Raw genomic sequence first — 16,328 nt, 5'->3', positions numbered from 1 at the left:
ATTTTTTCATTTCTAAAACCGATCTATTGCTTCCTTGATCTTATCTTCTTGTACACAAAGTGAAAACCGGATATAACCTTCACCATTGCTCCCAAAAATAGTGCCTGGTGCTATAAAAACACCATTATCGTACAACACCTTATCAATAAATTCCTCGGAAGATTTGCTTCCTTCCGGTAATTTGGCCCATACAAACATACCCGCAGCATTCTTATCATAGGCGCAGTTTAACTTATCCACTAAGTCGAACATCAATTGACGTCTGGATGCATATACGGCATCCAATTTTTTGAACCATTCATCTCCGCTTCGCAATGCCGTTACCGCACCTTGTTGAATTCCATAGAACATTCCCGAATCCATATTGCTTTTTATCTTCAATACGGCATTTATATGTCTTTCGCTGCCCATTACCATACCCACACGCCAGCCTGCCATGTTAAAGGTCTTGCTCAATGAATTAAGTTCCAAGGCCACCTCCTTGGCCTCTTCTACCTGTAAAATACTTGTGGGGTGTTCGTTCAACACAAAACTATATGGATTGTCATTGACCAATAGAATCTGATTTTCCTTGGCGAATGCCACCAATTCCAGCATTTTTTCATGTGTTATGGTAGCTCCTGTAGGCATGTTCGGATAGCTGATCCACATTAGCTTTACCTTGGAGAGATCCTGACTTTCCAAAGCTTTCAGGTCCGGCAACCATTCGTTGGCTTCCGTCAGGTCATACTTTATAGGAACGGCACCTACCAGTTTAGTGACCGAAGTATAGGTAGGATAGCCCGGATCAGGTATCAGTACTTTATCCCCGGCGTTCAAAAAAGCCAGACTGATGTGCATTATTCCTTCTTTGGAACCCATCAATGGTAAAATCTCGTTTAATCCGTCCAGGGCAACCCCAAATTTGGATTGATAAAAATCAGCCATGGCGTGCCTTAATTCAGGTAATCCCTGATAACTTTGATATTGATGCGCGCCAAATTCCCCCAACACATTCTGAAGCGTGTTCACCACCTCTGGTGAGGGATCTAAATCGGGGCTTCCAATACCCATATTGATAATAGGTCTGCCCTCTGCTACAAGTTGACGTACCTCTCGCAACTTCTTGGAGAAGTAATATTCCTCAACCGTTTTTAATCTTTCCGCTGTTTGTATCATAATCGGGCGTTTTTGTATTCCCCTATGACCTTAAAATTTTCGGACATAATCTCCAAAAGCGATTTGGCCTTGGCAAAATTATCATATTGTTCAAAAGTGACGTCCACAAAAAAAGCATATTTCCAAGGGGTCTCTATTATCGGCAACGACTGAATTTTGGTCAAATTAAGGTTACAATCGCTCATCACATTGAGAACCGTTGCCAAACTGCCTCTTTTATGGTCGGTTTCAAATCTTAGGGAAGCCTTGTTTATTTCGTCCTTGGGGAGTTCTTTGTTCTTGGTTTTTACAATAATAAATCTTGTGGCATTATTCTTTATGGTCTGTATCTCGCTGGCAATAATCTTTAAACCATATAGTTCGGCGGCCACTTGAGGCGCAATGGCAGCAATGCCCTTTAAACGGTGCTCCATAATTTGCTTAGCCGTTTCGGCAGTATCTACATCTTCTACCATTTTAATATGGGGTTGCGTCTTCAAAAACTCCCTACATTGTAAGAGGGCCATAGGATGCGTACGAACTTCTTTTATATCTTTAATTTGCTGACCTTCCAAAGCCATCAAATGGTGGTGAATGTTCAAATAATGTTCTCCTATAATATGTAAGCCGTTGTCATACACCAGCGCATAATTGGGAATAATAGATCCTGCAATAGAATTCTCAATGGCCATGACACCTTTGTCCGCAGAACCATCCAACAAGCAATCTACCAATCTATGAAAGGAAAGACATTCCACTAAATCCACACCACCCTCAAAGTATTCCCTTGTGACCTGATGGTGGTTGGATCCCCTTATTCCCTGTATGGCTATTTTCAAACTCATTATACACTAACTGACGATTCCCTTGACCTGTTCCAGGTATTCCATTTTCATGAAAAATGGGAAATAAAAAAGTCCCGTTTTTCACGGGACTTCATATTATATTTTTGTTTTCAATATACTACAACAGTCCCTTTCTTCCTTTAAAAAAGAAGTAAAAGTAAAAACCGTTCCAGAAATATTGTTTTGTCATTATGCTATAAAACTTTGGCTAATGTACTAATTAAATTTAAAAATCAGGTTTATGCCGCCTCTTTTTTTGATTTTCTAAGAATTAACGCCAATCCTTGTCCATTTATTTTTCAAAATCTAGTTTTAATGCGAATTATACACGTCATGCAAACAACAAGGATAAGGCAGTAATCCTTGTTCCGAACCCCAAGTACGTGTTTTTTCAATAATCTTAATAGATATGCGGAGGTCTTAATGGTATTTGCTATATTTTTGGAGAAAATCACCGAAACCAATGTCCATTGTCGTAAAAAACATTACCAAAACATTTGGGAACCAAAAAGCTTTGAACGATGTCTCCTTCAATGTGAAAAAAGGTGAGATCGTTGGTTTTTTGGGACCAAATGGTGCAGGGAAATCTACTTTGATGAAGATTTTGACTACCTACCATGAAGCAGATGAGGGGAAAGCCATGGTAAATGATTTTAACGTTAGTACTGATAAAAAATATGTCCAAAGGAGTATTGGGTACCTGCCTGAACACAACCCCTTGTATTTGGAACTATATGTAAAGGAGTATTTGGCTTTTAATGCCGATTTCCATAAGGTGGACAAGAATCGTATAAAGGAAATTATTGAACGGACGGGGCTGCAACCGGAGGCACATAAAAAGATAGGTCAACTTTCCAAAGGATATCGACAACGGGTAGGTTTGGCAGCGGCACTATTGCACAACCCGGATGTGCTCATTTTGGATGAGCCCACTACGGGACTAGATCCCAATCAATTGCTTGAAATCCGAAAACTTATAAAAGAAATTGGAAAAGAAAAAACCATATTGTTGTCCACTCATATCATGAAAGAAGTAGAGGCCGTTTGTGATAGGGTATTGATTCTGAACAAAGGGGCACTAGTCGCCGACAAGAAGCTGAACGATTTACGGGACGAAGAGGAACAGGTTATCGAGGTAGAATTCGATTACCGTGTGGAAGAAGCTTTTTTACAAAAACTTCCGCATGTTTCCCAGGTTAAAAATACAGGAGGTTTTGTGTATGAAGTTACTTTTAGTACCTCCAAGGATATGCGTCCGGCCATTTTCGATTTCGCTCATGACAATCAGCTTAAAACATTACAGTTAAGCCGAAAGAACAGAAATTTGGAAAGCTTGTTTACCGAACTGACGGCATAAATATTCTGTAGGAGTTTCTACCTACCTCCAAAAACCTAAAACTTTAAGGCCAATCCAATCCCATTTTCATTACTGGTAGGAGCTAAGAATAGAGATGTTTTTTTCCCTAGACTATCATTATATTCCAAAATGGCCATCTTTTTATTTTTCATCGCTGAATGAAAAAAGATAGAGCTTATTATACCGGTGCCAGCAGTAGCGATTAACGGTCCCGTAAGCGGCTCATTATCATCCAAATTTGAAAGTAGCCAAATAGCAGAACCAAAATTTGCGGTTCCGGCAATCAATGCACCTATCATATTTTTCTTGGATTTTTGCCAATGAAGGGCGCACACCTGGTTCTCTTTCATAATAACATCGATTTCTTTCCAAGTAAGTGGCTCCTTGTCCTGATAAAACTTATCACCCCACATTCCAGGAAAAACCGTGATTTCCTGTGCGGAAAGGTTGGCCGCACAAACGCTCAGAATAAATAAGCAAAGTAGTTGTTTTAAATTTTTCATTCTTTTTTTTGTTTAAAGATATATATTTTTAATTAAACAAAAAATGAATTAACCTTGATCTAACAAATCAGAAAGCCTATTTACATATCTATTAAGTTCCATAGTTTCTTTTTCATAGATTTCGGAGTCTCCATTTTGTTCTAGAATATCAAGGAGCCTCTGATAGGCTTGCAAATCTGCAAGTACCTCCTCTATGTTATCATACTTTTCTTCTGAGGGTAATGCCAGACTATATTTAAACCTTTCTAGATAAACGGTTTTTAGCTTGCGAAATAGTTTCCGGGCTTTTTGGGTATCCCCCACTTTGTAGTACCCATCAAGAAACGGTTCCACAAAAGTGTAATATCCAAAATGTTCCATTGGAACGTTGGTCATGGCCATATCAATGATTTCCTTCGCCTTTTCAAATTTATTCTCCTCCAAAAGATTTTCCAATAAACGGGCCAATACTATACGATGGGTTACTCCAAATTGTTTTCGGGTCTGTGGATCATGGTAGATGTTTGGACTTCCTGAATTACCCCACTCCCATTTCTTGACAATGGTATACATTAGTTCGGAATCCAGTCTACCTTTCTCAAAAATACTTTCGTTTTTGGTCCTTATCGGCACCAGTTTGTAGACAAGACCGTCCAACTGAAGATAATCACTCATCCAGATATACTCCTCTTCATCAAAACTTCCTCCGGAAAAATAGATAGGCCGCTCCCAATCGTTGTTAGCCAGGATATCCAACATGATTAAATTGCTTTTTCTGATGCCGGTCTCCGGAAGATCAATATCGATATAATCGACTATCTGTGAAGCGTCTTTTACCTTGACCAACCCAGCTGCCAAGACCTTTTCCTTATTTACCGGAATTCGTATTTTGTTCGTAGGATAAAATACAGCATCCAAATATTCCTCAGAAAAATTGCTAATATCCCTTCCTTGGTTTTCAAGCAACTTTTTTACTTTGGTTTGTGGGTGGTCGCTAGCTACCCATTTCAAAAAATCTTGAATGGGCCACCTCTTGTCCGTTAATGGGGCATAATAAATAACTTCTCTGGAACCATAGGTATAGTTCTCATGGGTCAGTTGGGAAGGAATTGGTTCACTTTCGTAGGCCTTACGTTTCATTTGGTCTATATACCATGAAAAATTTAAATACCCTGATATAATCGTGCGGGTATCCGTTCTATAATTCTCAATTTCCTGGGCGTACCAAAGCGGAAAAGTATCCATATCCCCTATGGTGAATAGGATTGCCCCGGCATTTTCCTGTGTAGAATCAAGATAAGCCTTGGCCATGGCCAATGCCGTATACCTATTGGAACGGTCATGATCGTTCCAATTCTGTTGTGCCATAAGTATGGGAACTGCCATTAAGCAAATACCGAGGAGAATGGGAAGGCCAATTTTTGGTCTAACAAACTTTCTAATTTCCTCAAAAAGGCCATATACCCCTAGACCTATCCATATGGCAAAAATATAAAAGGAACCGACTAGCGAATAATCCCGCTCCCGAGGTTGAAAAATAGGCGGATTGGTATAAAATTGTATGGCAATTCCAGTGAATACAAAAAAAATGAATAGCACCCAAAATTGCTTTGGGTCTTTGGAAATCTGAAATACAAGCCCAATGATTCCCAAAAGCAGCGGTAAAAAGAAATAAGTGTTTCGGCCCTTATTGTATAGGTCTTCCGAAGGAAGGTTTTCCTGACTACCTAAGCGGAAACTATCAATTGTCTTTATTCCACTAAGCCATTCCCCGTTACCATCAAAACGACCCTGTTCATCGTTCTGCCTTCCTACAAAATTCCACATGAAATAACGCCAGTACATATAGCCTAACTGAAAGTGGAATAAATACTTGATGTTTTGCCATAAGGTAGGAGGTTTCACAATAATCCAATTGTCCATTTCCCTTAGAAAACCTACATATTGGTCAGCTTCTATGAGTCCGTCGGCATTTTTCTTTCGAAAATCCCGAACCACATCCCTCAATTCAACATCCGCCTGGAACTCAGGTTTTATCGTAAAATCCAATACACCATAATAACGTATGTAGTTCTCAGCGTTCTGTTGGCTCCACATTCTAGGCAAAAAACCTGTATGATCCGGACTTGAGCTTTGCGAAGCACCTTTATACTGATTAACAACTTTATATTTTCCCAGTTTCTCATCGCGTTCGTATTTTGGACTATCGTCCTTAGGAGGATGTTCAGAAGCGAACATGTCCGAATAATAGGCCCCATAAAAAGGACTATCTGTGCTCGGATATTGTTCCCTATTGTAATAGGCCAACAATGAACGTGCGTCCGATGGATCATTTTCGTTGATTACCACATCCGCACTTGCCCGAATGGGCAATAGTAACCAGGAGGAAAAGCCTAGGGCCAAAAACAGGATAGAAAGTATACTGGTATTTGAAGACCTATATTTCCTTCTTTGTGTGTACCTAAGGGTAAAATAGAAAAAGAACACCAAAAGTATTCCCATAATGATGCTCCCTGAGTTAAAAGGCAACCCTATAGAATTCACAAAGAATACCTCGCTCCATCCAAATAGTTTCAACATATAGGTCAATGAGAACTTAAAGATCAATAACAATATGGTCACAGCAAGGACATTGGCCAGGACAAAATTCTTAATTGTAATGACTTTACATCGTTTAAAATAAAAGAGCAGTACAATAGAAGGAATGGCCAAAAAACCCATAAACTGAATACCAAAGGTCAAGCCCGTTATAAACGAGATAAGAATAAGCCACTTGTCGCCCCTTGGTGTATGTAAACTATCCGTCCATTTAATGCCTGTCCATAGCAACAAGGCCATAATGAAGCTGGCCATGGAATAAACCTCTGTCTCGGTCGCATTGAACCAAAAACTATCCGAAAAAGTAAAGGCTAACGATCCCACCACACCACAGCCCAAAATGCCGATATATTGACCCTTAACAGTCACTTCGGTTTTCAAGACCAGCTTTTGGGCAAGATTCGTAATGGTCCAGAAGAGAAATAGTATGGTAAACGCACTGGATACTACTGAAACATAATTCACCATCAGCGCTACTTCTTCGGGGGCCGTTGCAAATAATGCGAAAAATGATCCAATCATCTGAAGGAGCGGTGCCCCTGGAGGGTGGGCAATTTGTAATTTGGCAGAAGTGGCTACATATTCACCAGCGTCCCAAAAACTTACGGTAGGTTCAACGGTAAGTCCATAAACACCAAGGGCGATACCAAAAACAGTCCAACCCAAAAGGATGTTCCACGTATTAAATTGCTTTAGGGTCATCTAAGAGTTTCCTACAAAGAACCTTCGGAAAAGAATAGAATGGTATGTGAAGTAGTCGGATTTAGGTACTAGTACCCGTGCTAATTTTGTAGTTTTTGTACCAATTCTTCACGACTGGATACGTGTAACTTGCTGTAGATATTGGTAATATGAGTTTTTACCGTGCTAAGGCTAATAAAAAGTTCATTGGCAATTTCCTTGTTGCTCTTGCCCTGTAGAATAAGGCCATGAATATTCCTTTCCTGTTTGCTTAAACCTACTATTGGCAAACCTTTTCTTTTACGTCGCATCCAAAGAACAACTAACACTAGCCCAATACTGACAAATCCAAGCAACCCAATGACCAGCTTACTGTTCTTGTATTTGTTTTCTACTACCTCCGTGGTCAAAAAGGCTAGTTTGTTTTCCAAAAAGAGGTATTCCGAGCGATTTATGTTGCTTTTCTTAAGTTTTGTAAGAAGAGCCACATAGTAGTCGGGATTTTCAGTAATATCCAATTCAAGTAGGTTTTTATTTTCCAAGAATTTGATCGCCAGTAATTTTACCCTCAATATTTTGATCGAATCGCGTGCGTAATCCCTAAATTCCGATTCTTGCACCTCTTGAGTAGATGTTGAAGCATTTAACCGTGTTTCGAAGTACTTTAATTTCTTCCATTCCCCGATTTCAAGATTGCTATGATCGTCCTCAATTCCCTCAACGTAGTTATCCAAATTCATAGTATCCGTCTGGGCGTATAAATTTACCGTTGCCCAAAAACAGAAAACCAATCCATATGCAGCTAAAACTCTCAAACTCTTAATTGATTTGTCTAAATTTCTATAAATTCCGGGAGGCATGCAAATTTGATAGAATATCCACCACCTCATCCAACTCGGTTTGTACCTTGGGATCCGTGCAGTTTACCAAAATGGCGAACACCATCTGCTGCTCCGGGTAAACAAAAAAATTGGAATACCCCCCTACACCATTGCCCCTATGCCCATAAAAAGGCCTCCCACTCTGATCTTCACTAGCCTCCCAGCCCAAACCATAATAGGTAGGATTGCCATTAATCTTTCCAGAGGTTAAAAATTGTGATACTACTTCATTGCTGAAAATTTTGCCATCTAAATAGGCCTGGCCCAACTTTGCAATATCTTCCGCAGTAGAAAGATAACCCCCTCCTGCCATTTTGTAATAGTTGTTCACCGGAATGGACTTTCGAAAGCCATGGCGATTTTTGGAGTAAAAACTTGTAAGGTTGAAATCAAGAGAAGTTCCCCTCTCTCCCAAGGCCCAAAAACTATGATCTGCAGGATACTCTGGAAAAGTATGGCGCATTCCTAGGGGTAAGAGTACTTTTTGTTTTACACAATCCTCAAAGGCCATACCACTGGCCTCTTGCATGGCAAGCGAGATCAATACCCAATCAAAGCTATTGTAGTGATAATCCGTTCCAGGTTGAAAGAGCAAATCATCGTCTTTAAAAATTGTAATACTTTCCTTTATGGAATACGATTTGTTGAGTCCATACTCCTTTCCGCGATACCCTCGAATGCCAGCAGTATGGCCCGCCAATTGACGAATGGTAAAGTCCCATTGTTTTCTAGGGAAGTACGGCACATACGCATAAAATGAGGTGTCTAGATCCATAATACCTTCATGGACCATATGAGCCAAGGCAGTTGCTGCTATGGGTTTGGAGGCACTTGCAATACGAAAAATGGTCTTTGTGGGCTCTACTCGAGTTTTTTGGTCCAAATCCGCATATCCATATCCTTTCCGTAACAGGACTTCACCTTGCTTTAAGACAGTGATGGAAATACCTGGCACCTTGTATTCATTGACCAAGGTTGCTAAAAGGGCATCTGCCTTGGCCAAGCCTTGTAATTCACTAACGTTCCCCAACACCTTTTTTTGGGACATGAAATTTTTAAGGAGTTTGAGGATAGGTTTCATTCAGTGGTTATTGAAAAATCAATCGTCCATTAAAAATCTCCTCCACGGCAACCTCGGCAGGTCTGTTAAAACTGATAACATCTCCTGTACCTCTAATTACCCCTGTCAGAGACAATTGTGGATTGATGAGCATATCGTTGGAACCTCTATGGTTCAATGTGATATTTTCTGCCATTAAGTTTTCTGCTTCGATTCTAGAATCTCCCGCTGCAATATTGAGGTTAAGGTTTTGCACCGCTCCTCTTAATCTGAAATAGGCGATACCATTAGCGGCTACACTTACGTTTTCAGAATCTACTTCCAGATCAAATTCGCCATCCGTGGTTTCTGTTTCAGGGTTTACAAAGCTTTCGGACAATAAAGTAAGACTTGGATAGGCCAATATCCCATCGCTCCGAATAGGAAAACCCGTACTACTTCGAATCTCGGAAATATTGGGAGAGGTAACATATACCGTAGTCAACCCATACTCTCGAAAAAAGTTACATCCGTTTTCATTGCGCAATAGTAATCGGTCGCCTTCCAAGGTGGCCGTCACCTCTTCCCTAAGAAATTCACCGGTTTCTATTTCTACCTTTTGGGTATCACCTTGCTTTACTACCACATTTACATTTTCAAAAACGGTAATTTTAGAAAAGTTGGGAAGCATAACTTCTTCTCGGATAATATCACCAGCATTTTGAAGACAATCTGGAACGTTTTCCGAATTACAGGCAGATTGAAATGCACAGAATACCAAAACTGGCAATAGCCTCAAACGGTATTTTATACTACCTAAAAATCCCAGATTCCAAATTTTTAATTTCAAAACTTTGGTTTTTGCATCTCTTTATTCTGCACTTCGCACTTTACAATCTAATCCCTACTCCAAATTCCAATGCTTCGGCCTTGGCTCCATGGGATTTTAGGGTTAATGCGCCAAAAACTTTTCTTCCAAAATAACGTTTTAGGCCTATTCGATTGTACATACGTCCCTCAAAATCGAAAGGATAATATATATAATATCCCAATTGGGCTACAACGGACATTTTATTGATAAAAAGCTCATGTCCCAAAAACAATCCTGCCCTTTTATAATCCGTATTTTCCTCTACTCCCATTTCTGGAAAGGAAGTACTCTGGAATCGAATCAATTCCTTAAGGAAATTGGAAAAGAAGATATCCGCCCCGAATTGGACGGCACTCTTTCTCCCAAGTCGTTTATCCGCATAACCAGAAAAAATAAGGAATCCATATTGGCCCAAATCGATAACATCGCTTTCATTAAGTCCCATACGAAATGCAACATTATAGCGAATAGGTTCCGTAACTTTCTCTTTTTCCCTTCTGATGTACTCTACTTCTCCATCATCACCCAAGGTATATGTAAGTCCGGCATTAAAGGCCAAGGTATTGGTGGAGGTATTAGGTGCCCTAAAATTGGCATTGGAATAATGTACAAGGGAAATCCCTGCCTTAAAACCCAACCGCTTAAATATGTTTTCCTTATTATAATTCAACATTAGGTACGTGGAGCTTAACAAGTGGGATCCGTAGGCATTGTTGCGAAAGTTTTGATTTTTATCGTAGGGGTTGGTATTGTAGACAATACCCTGTCCTATCCGAAGCTGTAAATTCCGCTTGAAAAAATAGAAGTTATAGTGGGCATATAAGCCAAAATTCTCACCCAAAGTACTATTGTTCATATTTTGGTACACGAAGGAGTACCCGATGTCCGGATAGTTGTACAGTTGCTGCCATTCTTTATCGCCAAAGGTTTTTTGATTGAATCCGACAATAAAGCCCGTGGGATGCTCGGTTATTAAATGGGTAATATCAGGATTATGTAGGAGGATAGAACCATAAAACGGGTCAATATCCAAAGTAAATCTTTTAGGACTATCCGTATCTTGGGCGAACGAAAATGAGGCCAAAATCAAAAAAATGGGGATTAACCTTTGGTTCATGGAATGTAAAGGTAACCACGAAATAGGAAATACGAAATTAGAAGTGGGAAATACACTCCACAAAAGGCGAAGTGCGAAGTTGGAAGTACTAAAACAAATTTAAAACTGGCACGAAACTAAAGAAGTAGGCGGTGAGCAGTTGCAATAGTAAATTTCAAAACCTCAGGATCAAATCTAACATCCAACATCCAACATCTAACATCCAACATCTAACAGACCTAAAACACCGCCTTTGCGATTGCTTTTATATTGTCCGATTTTCCCATGGAGTAATAATGTAATACCGGAACGCCCGCCGCTTTTAGTTCCTTGGACTGTTCTATAGCCCATTCTATGCCAACTTGCCGTACCGCCTTATTGTCCTTACAGGCCTCCACGGCATCAATAAGATCCTGTGGCAAATCTATTCGGAATATTGGTGGTAATAGCTGCAAATGCCTTTTTACCGCAATGGGTTTAATTCCGGGAATTATTGGGACATCAATACCTATTGCCCTAGCTTGCTTAACAAATTCAAAATACTTTTTGTTGTCAAAAAACATCTGGGTTACCACATAATCCGCCCCGGCATCCACTTTTTCCTTTAAACGTTTCAAATCGGTTTTTAGGGATGGGGCTTCCAAATGTTTTTCAGGATAACCGGCTGCACCAATGCAGAAATCGGCGCAATGATCCGTTTCCACAACTTCATGGAGGTATTCCCCACAGTTTAGGTTTTGAATCTGTCTAATCAGATCAATCGCATAGGGATGACCACCTTTGGTAGGCTCAAAATATTTTTCCTCTTTCATGGCATCTCCTCGCAATGCCATTACATTATCTATCCCCAGATAGTGACAATCTACCAAAAGGTATTCCGTTTCCTCTTTGGTAAACCCTCCACAAAGCACATGAGGAACCGTATCCACGTCGTATTTATGTTTTATTGAGGCACAAATACCAACGGTACCTGGACGCATGCGGGTAAGTTTTTTATCCAACAGTCCATCACGATCAATGTATACATATTCTTCTCTAGAAGTGGTTACGTCTATAAATGGGGGTTCAAATTCCATTAATGGATCAATGTTGTTGTATAGTTCTTGAATGCTCCTCCCTTTTACCGGGGGTATGATTTCAAATGAAAATAGAGTGTTTCCATTTGCTTTTTTGATATGATCTGTGACTTTCATTCTATTTGGTTGTCTCCCTTAACGCTCGGTTACATGACTTTTTTGGGGCAGCGAGTAAAGGGTTGTTAATTCTATTTAGTTTCTGCTATATTTGGTTTTGGAGCTCCGCTGTCCCAAGACAGGGCAAAGATTCCGCTACAAGCTTACAGTGCAATATTATTTTTATATCAATCATCTGCTATGTTAGGTGCTAGCCATTTGCTTGCTTCTTCAAATGATATCTCCTTTCGTTCGGCAAAATCCTTAACTTGATCCTCCTTTATTTTTCCAAGTCCAAAATATCTTGCTTCTGAATGCCCAAAATAATATCCGCTGACCGATGCCGCCGGCCACATGGCCAAGCTTTCCGTTAACTTTACGCCGATATTTTTCTCAACTTCCAATAATTTCCAAATCGTTAATTTTTCCAGATGATCCGGACAGGCCGGATAACCCGGTGCAGGGCGTATCCCCTTATACGATTCTTTAATCAATTCCTCGTTGCTCAAATTTTCGTCATTTGCATAACCCCAATATTGGGTTCTTACTTCCTTGTGCAAGTATTCCGCAAAAGCCTCCGCCAAACGATCGGCTAGTGCTTTCACCATTATTGAACTATAATCGTCATGCTCTTTTTCATATGCAGCAGCCAGTTCCGAAGTACCGAATCCGGTACTTACACAAAAACAACCCATGTAATCTTGTTTACCGATTTCTTTAGGAGCAATAAAATCGGATAAAGCAAAATTAGGGACACCGGCCCGCTTTTTTAATTGTTGCCGCAATGTTCTAAAAATAAATTTTCCGTCCTTGGCCAATACTTCAATATCATCAGTATTGATGGTATTCGCAGGAAACAATCCGAAAATCGCTTTTGCTTTTAACAACTTTTCGTTTACAATTTTTCCCAACATTTCCTGGGCATCTTCAAATAACTCAGTTGCTTGTTGACCAACAACATCGTCAGTTAAAATATTTGGATACTTTCCGTGTAAATCCCAACTTCTGAAAAATGGTGTCCAATCGATATAATCTATTAAAAGGGACAAATCCAAGTTCTCGATAGTCTGTGTGCCCTTATGGTTAGGTTCAATCAATTCGGTTTCCGTCCAATCAATTTGGAACTTATTGTCCCGTGCTCCCTTTAGGGTCAAATACTCTTTTTGCTTGGTGCGTTTTAGAAATTTATCCCGGAATTCCTCATAATCTTCCTTAATACCATTCTTATAGGTTTGCGAAGTTTCCTTTTGAAGCAAATCACCCACAACAGTAACGGCACGTGATGCGTCGTTGACGTGTACCACTGCATTCTTGTATTGCGGATCTATTTTTACAGCCGTATGTGCTTTGCTGGTTGTGGCTCCTCCAATCAACAAAGGAACCTTAAAATCCTGACGTTCCATTTCCTTGGCAAGATGAACCATTTCATCCAGTGACGGCGTAATCAATCCACTTAATCCTATTACATCGACCCTTTCTTCAATAGCAGTCTTAATTATCTTCTCCGGAGGTACCATTACCCCTAAATCCACTATTTCATAGTTGTTACAGGCCAAAACTACACTTACAATATTCTTCCCGATATCGTGCACATCGCCTTTGACTGTCGCCATTAATATTTTTCCGGCTGAATTGGAATTCCCAACTTGAGGGTTTTTTAATTTCTCTTCCTCAATAAATGGAAGAAGGTAAGCAACAGCCTTTTTCATAACCCTTGCCGATTTTACCACCTGAGGCAAGAACATTTTTCCGCTCCCGAAAAGATCGCCGACCACGTTCATTCCAGTCATCAAATGACCTTCAATGACTTCAATAGGTTTATTGACACTTTGCCGTGCAGCTTCCACGTCTGCTTCAATATATTGGTCAATTCCCTTTACCAAGGCACGTGTAATCCTTTCCTGTAAGGGCTCCTCCCGCCATGATAGGTCTACCTTGCTTTCCTTGGCCTTGCCAACAACAGTTTCGGCAAAATCCAACAAACGTTCCGTGGCATCATCCCTTCGGTTCAAAATGACATCTTCCACGTGCTCCAATAAGTCTTTGGGAATATCATCATAGACCTCCAACATGGTGGGATTTACAATACCCATGTTCATCCCGGATTTTATGGCATGGTATAGGAACACAGAGTGCATGGCCTCTCTAACCGGGTTATTGCCTCGAAACGAAAACGAAACGTTGCTCACTCCTCCGCTAACGCTGCAATGGGGTAGGTTTTCCCGAACCCATTTGGTAGCTTCGATGAAATCCAATGCATTACGTTTGTGTTCGTCCATTCCCGTAGCGACTGGGAATATATTGAGGTCAAAAATGATATCTTCCGGGGGAAAAGCCACCTCATTTACTAAAATATCGTACGATCGCTTGGAAATCTCGATACGGCGGTCATAATTATCGGCCTGTCCTACTTCATCAAAAGCCATTACGATAACAGCCGCTCCATAACGTTTTATCAACTTTGCATGCTGAATAAACTCAGCCTCGCCTTCCTTTAGGCTAATGGAATTCACCACGCATTTTCCCTGAACTACCTGTAGGCCAGCTTCTATGATATCCCATTTAGAACTATCTATCATAATGGGTACGCGAGCAATATCAGGTTCGGCAACTATCAGATTGAGGAACTTAACCATGGCCTCCTTCCCATCGATAAGTCCGTCATCCATATTGATGTCTATAATCTGGGCACCGCCTTCCACCTGATCTCGAGCCACATCCAAGGCTTCTTCAAACTTCTCCTCTTTTATCAATCGAAGAAACTTCTTGGAACCAGCCACATTGGTTCGCTCCCCCACATTAATGAAATTGCTTTCCGGAGTTACTACTAGTGGTTCAAGACCTGATAGTTTAAGATATTTTGGTTTTGTTTCTGTCATTAATAATAATGTAATACTTCTGGAAAAGGTTCATAAAAATGATGCAAAAGTTTACTCCATTCTTGATAATCCGAAGATTGCCGAAAGTCAACCTCATGATTTTTTAAAGTTTCCCAATTCACCAATAATATATATTGATCTTCTATTTCAATACATTTTTTAAGCTCATGCGAGCCATACCCTTTTGTTTTGGCAATTAGCCGAGCGGCTTGAGCAAAACTTTGTTCAAATTCTTCAGACAAACCTTGCCTAATATTCAAAACAGCCACTTCTAAAATCATAGGGTCACGGATTCTACTTTCAGCTTTCTAGGGCTATACTCTTTTACCAACTCGGCAATTGCCGATATGTGCTCCGGGGTGGTTCCACAACATCCGCCCACAATATTTACAAGTCTTTTTTCCACATATTCCTTAATCTGGGCGGCCATTTGTTCCGGGGATTCATCATACTCACCAAAAGCATTGGGTAGACCAGCATTGGGATGAGCGGAAATAAAGTGTTCCGATCTATTAGAAACAACTTCAAGGTGAGGCACCAATTGACTGGCTCCCAAGGCACAATTGAACCCAACGGATAAGATTGGAATGTGCGAAACGGAGATTAAAAAAGCTTCGGCAGTCTGTCCGGATAATGTTCTTCCGGAAGCATCGGTAATAGTTCCGCTTACCATAATGGGAACTTCTATCTTTCGTTCTTCCTTTACTTCTTCTATGGCAAACAGAGCTGCCTTGGCATTGAGCGTATCAAAAATAGTCTCCACCAAAAGAATATCCGATCCACCGTCCAACAATGCCTCCACTTGTTCTTTATAGGCAAGTCGAAGTTCGTCAAAGGAAATCGCTCGAAATCCGGGATCATTTACGTCCGGGGACATACTGGCCGTTTTGTTCGTAGGACCAATACTCCCTGCAACGAAACGAGGCTTATGTGGTTCTGAACTGGTAAATTCTTCGGCTACTTTTTTCGCAATTTTGGCCGACTCATAGTTGAGCTCATAGACCAAATCTTCCATATGGTAATCAGCCATGGCAATAGTAGTACCGGAAAACGTATTGGTCTCCACAATATCGGCTCCAGCTGCAAAGTATTTTCGATGAACTTCGGCAATGGCTTCAGGCTGGGTCAAGGACAATAAATCATTATTGCCTTGTAATGGATGTTTCCAATCCTTAAAACGCTGTCCCCGAAAATCCGGTTCGGTAAACTTATAACGTTGGAGCATTGTACCCATAGCCCCGTCCAATACCAGAATGCGCTCCTTAAGTATGTCTTGAATTTTTTTCATAT

13 protein-coding genes are annotated in these 16,328 nt (G+C 40.4%); 1 reads left to right on the top strand and 12 read right to left on the bottom strand.

Going from position 1 to position 16,328, the window contains the following annotated elements:
* Positions 1-12: 12 nt before the first annotated feature.
* On the bottom strand, positions 13-1,158 hold the full coding sequence (locus tag ACP2AF_RS00520) for a pyridoxal phosphate-dependent aminotransferase (RefSeq protein WP_425234291.1): 1,146 nt from the start codon (positions 1,156-1,158) through the stop codon (positions 13-15).
* A complete protein-coding gene (locus ACP2AF_RS00515) occupies positions 1,155-1,982 on the bottom strand; it encodes a prephenate dehydratase (RefSeq protein WP_425234290.1) in 828 nt (275 codons plus the stop codon). Before ACP2AF_RS00515 ends, ACP2AF_RS00520 begins: the two co-directional genes overlap by 4 nt.
* Before the next feature lie 463 nt (positions 1,983-2,445).
* Between ACP2AF_RS00515 and gldA the strand changes: the two genes are divergently transcribed.
* Complete coding sequence (gene gldA, locus ACP2AF_RS00510) at positions 2,446-3,339, top strand: gliding motility-associated ABC transporter ATP-binding subunit GldA (protein ID WP_425234289.1); 894 nt, start codon at positions 2,446-2,448, stop codon at positions 3,337-3,339.
* A gap of 35 nt (positions 3,340-3,374) precedes the next feature.
* Here the strand turns inward: gldA and ACP2AF_RS00505 are convergent, their stop codons facing one another.
* The 10 genes from ACP2AF_RS00505 to ACP2AF_RS00460 form a co-directional block, all read right to left on the bottom strand.
* Positions 3,375-3,842 (bottom strand): hypothetical protein, encoded by a 468-nt coding sequence (locus tag ACP2AF_RS00505; protein WP_425234288.1) that lies wholly within the window; start codon positions 3,840-3,842, stop codon positions 3,375-3,377.
* Positions 3,843-3,890: 48 nt separating this feature from the next.
* Positions 3,891-7,121: a DUF2723 domain-containing protein gene (locus ACP2AF_RS00500; protein WP_425234287.1), complete on the bottom strand. Its 3,231-nt coding sequence runs from the start codon at positions 7,119-7,121 to the stop codon at positions 3,891-3,893.
* 80 nt (positions 7,122-7,201) lie between these two features.
* The gene (locus ACP2AF_RS00495) at positions 7,202-7,915 is read right to left on the bottom strand and encodes a response regulator transcription factor (protein ID WP_425234286.1); all 714 of its coding nucleotides are present in this window, start codon (positions 7,913-7,915) and stop codon (positions 7,202-7,204) included.
* A gap of 25 nt (positions 7,916-7,940) precedes the next feature.
* The gene (locus ACP2AF_RS00490; protein WP_425234285.1) at positions 7,941-9,062 is read right to left on the bottom strand and encodes a serine hydrolase domain-containing protein; all 1,122 of its coding nucleotides are present in this window, start codon (positions 9,060-9,062) and stop codon (positions 7,941-7,943) included.
* 7 nt (positions 9,063-9,069) lie between these two features.
* The gene (locus ACP2AF_RS00485) at positions 9,070-9,870 is read right to left on the bottom strand and encodes a head GIN domain-containing protein (RefSeq protein ID WP_425234284.1); all 801 of its coding nucleotides are present in this window, start codon (positions 9,868-9,870) and stop codon (positions 9,070-9,072) included.
* A gap of 40 nt (positions 9,871-9,910) precedes the next feature.
* The gene (locus ACP2AF_RS00480) at positions 9,911-11,008 is read right to left on the bottom strand and encodes an acyloxyacyl hydrolase (protein ID WP_425234283.1); all 1,098 of its coding nucleotides are present in this window, start codon (positions 11,006-11,008) and stop codon (positions 9,911-9,913) included.
* A gap of 218 nt (positions 11,009-11,226) precedes the next feature.
* Positions 11,227-12,180, bottom strand: coding sequence for a methylenetetrahydrofolate reductase [NAD(P)H] (gene metF, locus ACP2AF_RS00475; RefSeq protein WP_425234282.1), 954 nt, complete (start codon positions 12,178-12,180; stop codon positions 11,227-11,229).
* Between the two features lie 167 nt (positions 12,181-12,347).
* Positions 12,348-15,038 (bottom strand): methionine synthase, encoded by a 2,691-nt coding sequence (gene metH, locus ACP2AF_RS00470; RefSeq protein WP_425234281.1) that lies wholly within the window; start codon positions 15,036-15,038, stop codon positions 12,348-12,350.
* Positions 15,038-15,319 (bottom strand): antibiotic biosynthesis monooxygenase family protein, encoded by a 282-nt coding sequence (locus ACP2AF_RS00465; RefSeq protein ID WP_425234280.1) that lies wholly within the window; start codon positions 15,317-15,319, stop codon positions 15,038-15,040. Before ACP2AF_RS00465 ends, metH begins: the two co-directional genes overlap by 1 nt.
* Positions 15,316-16,326 (bottom strand): homocysteine S-methyltransferase family protein, encoded by a 1,011-nt coding sequence (locus tag ACP2AF_RS00460; protein ID WP_425234279.1) that lies wholly within the window; start codon positions 16,324-16,326, stop codon positions 15,316-15,318. Before ACP2AF_RS00460 ends, ACP2AF_RS00465 begins: the two co-directional genes overlap by 4 nt.
* Positions 16,327-16,328 lie beyond the last annotated feature (2 nt).

This window comes from Ulvibacterium sp. (genome assembly GCF_965248315.1).
GTDB lineage: Bacteria > Bacteroidota > Bacteroidia > Flavobacteriales > Flavobacteriaceae > Ulvibacterium.
The sequence above is the reverse complement of the archived record's forward strand: the minus strand, read 5'-3'. Positions and strand labels throughout refer to the sequence as shown.

Excerpts from the sequence above, each read along its gene's own strand:
- ACP2AF_RS00490 (WP_425234285.1), bottom strand. The coding sequence starts at position 9,062 with ATGAAACCTATCCTCAAACTCCTTAAAAATTTCATGTCCCAAAAAAAG.
- ACP2AF_RS00465 (WP_425234280.1), bottom strand. The coding sequence starts at position 15,319 with ATGATTTTAGAAGTGGCTGTTTTGAATATTAGGCAAGGTTTGTCTGAA.
- ACP2AF_RS00500 (WP_425234287.1), bottom strand. The coding sequence starts at position 7,121 with ATGACCCTAAAGCAATTTAATACGTGGAACATCCTTTTGGGTTGGACT.
- ACP2AF_RS00505 (WP_425234288.1), bottom strand. The coding sequence starts at position 3,842 with ATGAAAAATTTAAAACAACTACTTTGCTTATTTATTCTGAGCGTTTGT.
- metH (WP_425234281.1), bottom strand. The coding sequence starts at position 15,038 with ATGACAGAAACAAAACCAAAATATCTTAAACTATCAGGTCTTGAACCA.
- ACP2AF_RS00480 (WP_425234283.1), bottom strand. The coding sequence starts at position 11,008 with ATGAACCAAAGGTTAATCCCCATTTTTTTGATTTTGGCCTCATTTTCG.
- metF (WP_425234282.1), bottom strand. The coding sequence starts at position 12,180 with ATGAAAGTCACAGATCATATCAAAAAAGCAAATGGAAACACTCTATTT.
- ACP2AF_RS00460 (WP_425234279.1), bottom strand. The coding sequence starts at position 16,326 with ATGAAAAAAATTCAAGACATACTTAAGGAGCGCATTCTGGTATTGGAC.
- gldA (WP_425234289.1), top strand. The coding sequence starts at position 2,446 with ATGTCCATTGTCGTAAAAAACATTACCAAAACATTTGGGAACCAAAAA.
- ACP2AF_RS00515 (WP_425234290.1), bottom strand. The coding sequence starts at position 1,982 with ATGAGTTTGAAAATAGCCATACAGGGAATAAGGGGATCCAACCACCAT.
- ACP2AF_RS00520 (WP_425234291.1), bottom strand. The coding sequence starts at position 1,158 with ATGATACAAACAGCGGAAAGATTAAAAACGGTTGAGGAATATTACTTC.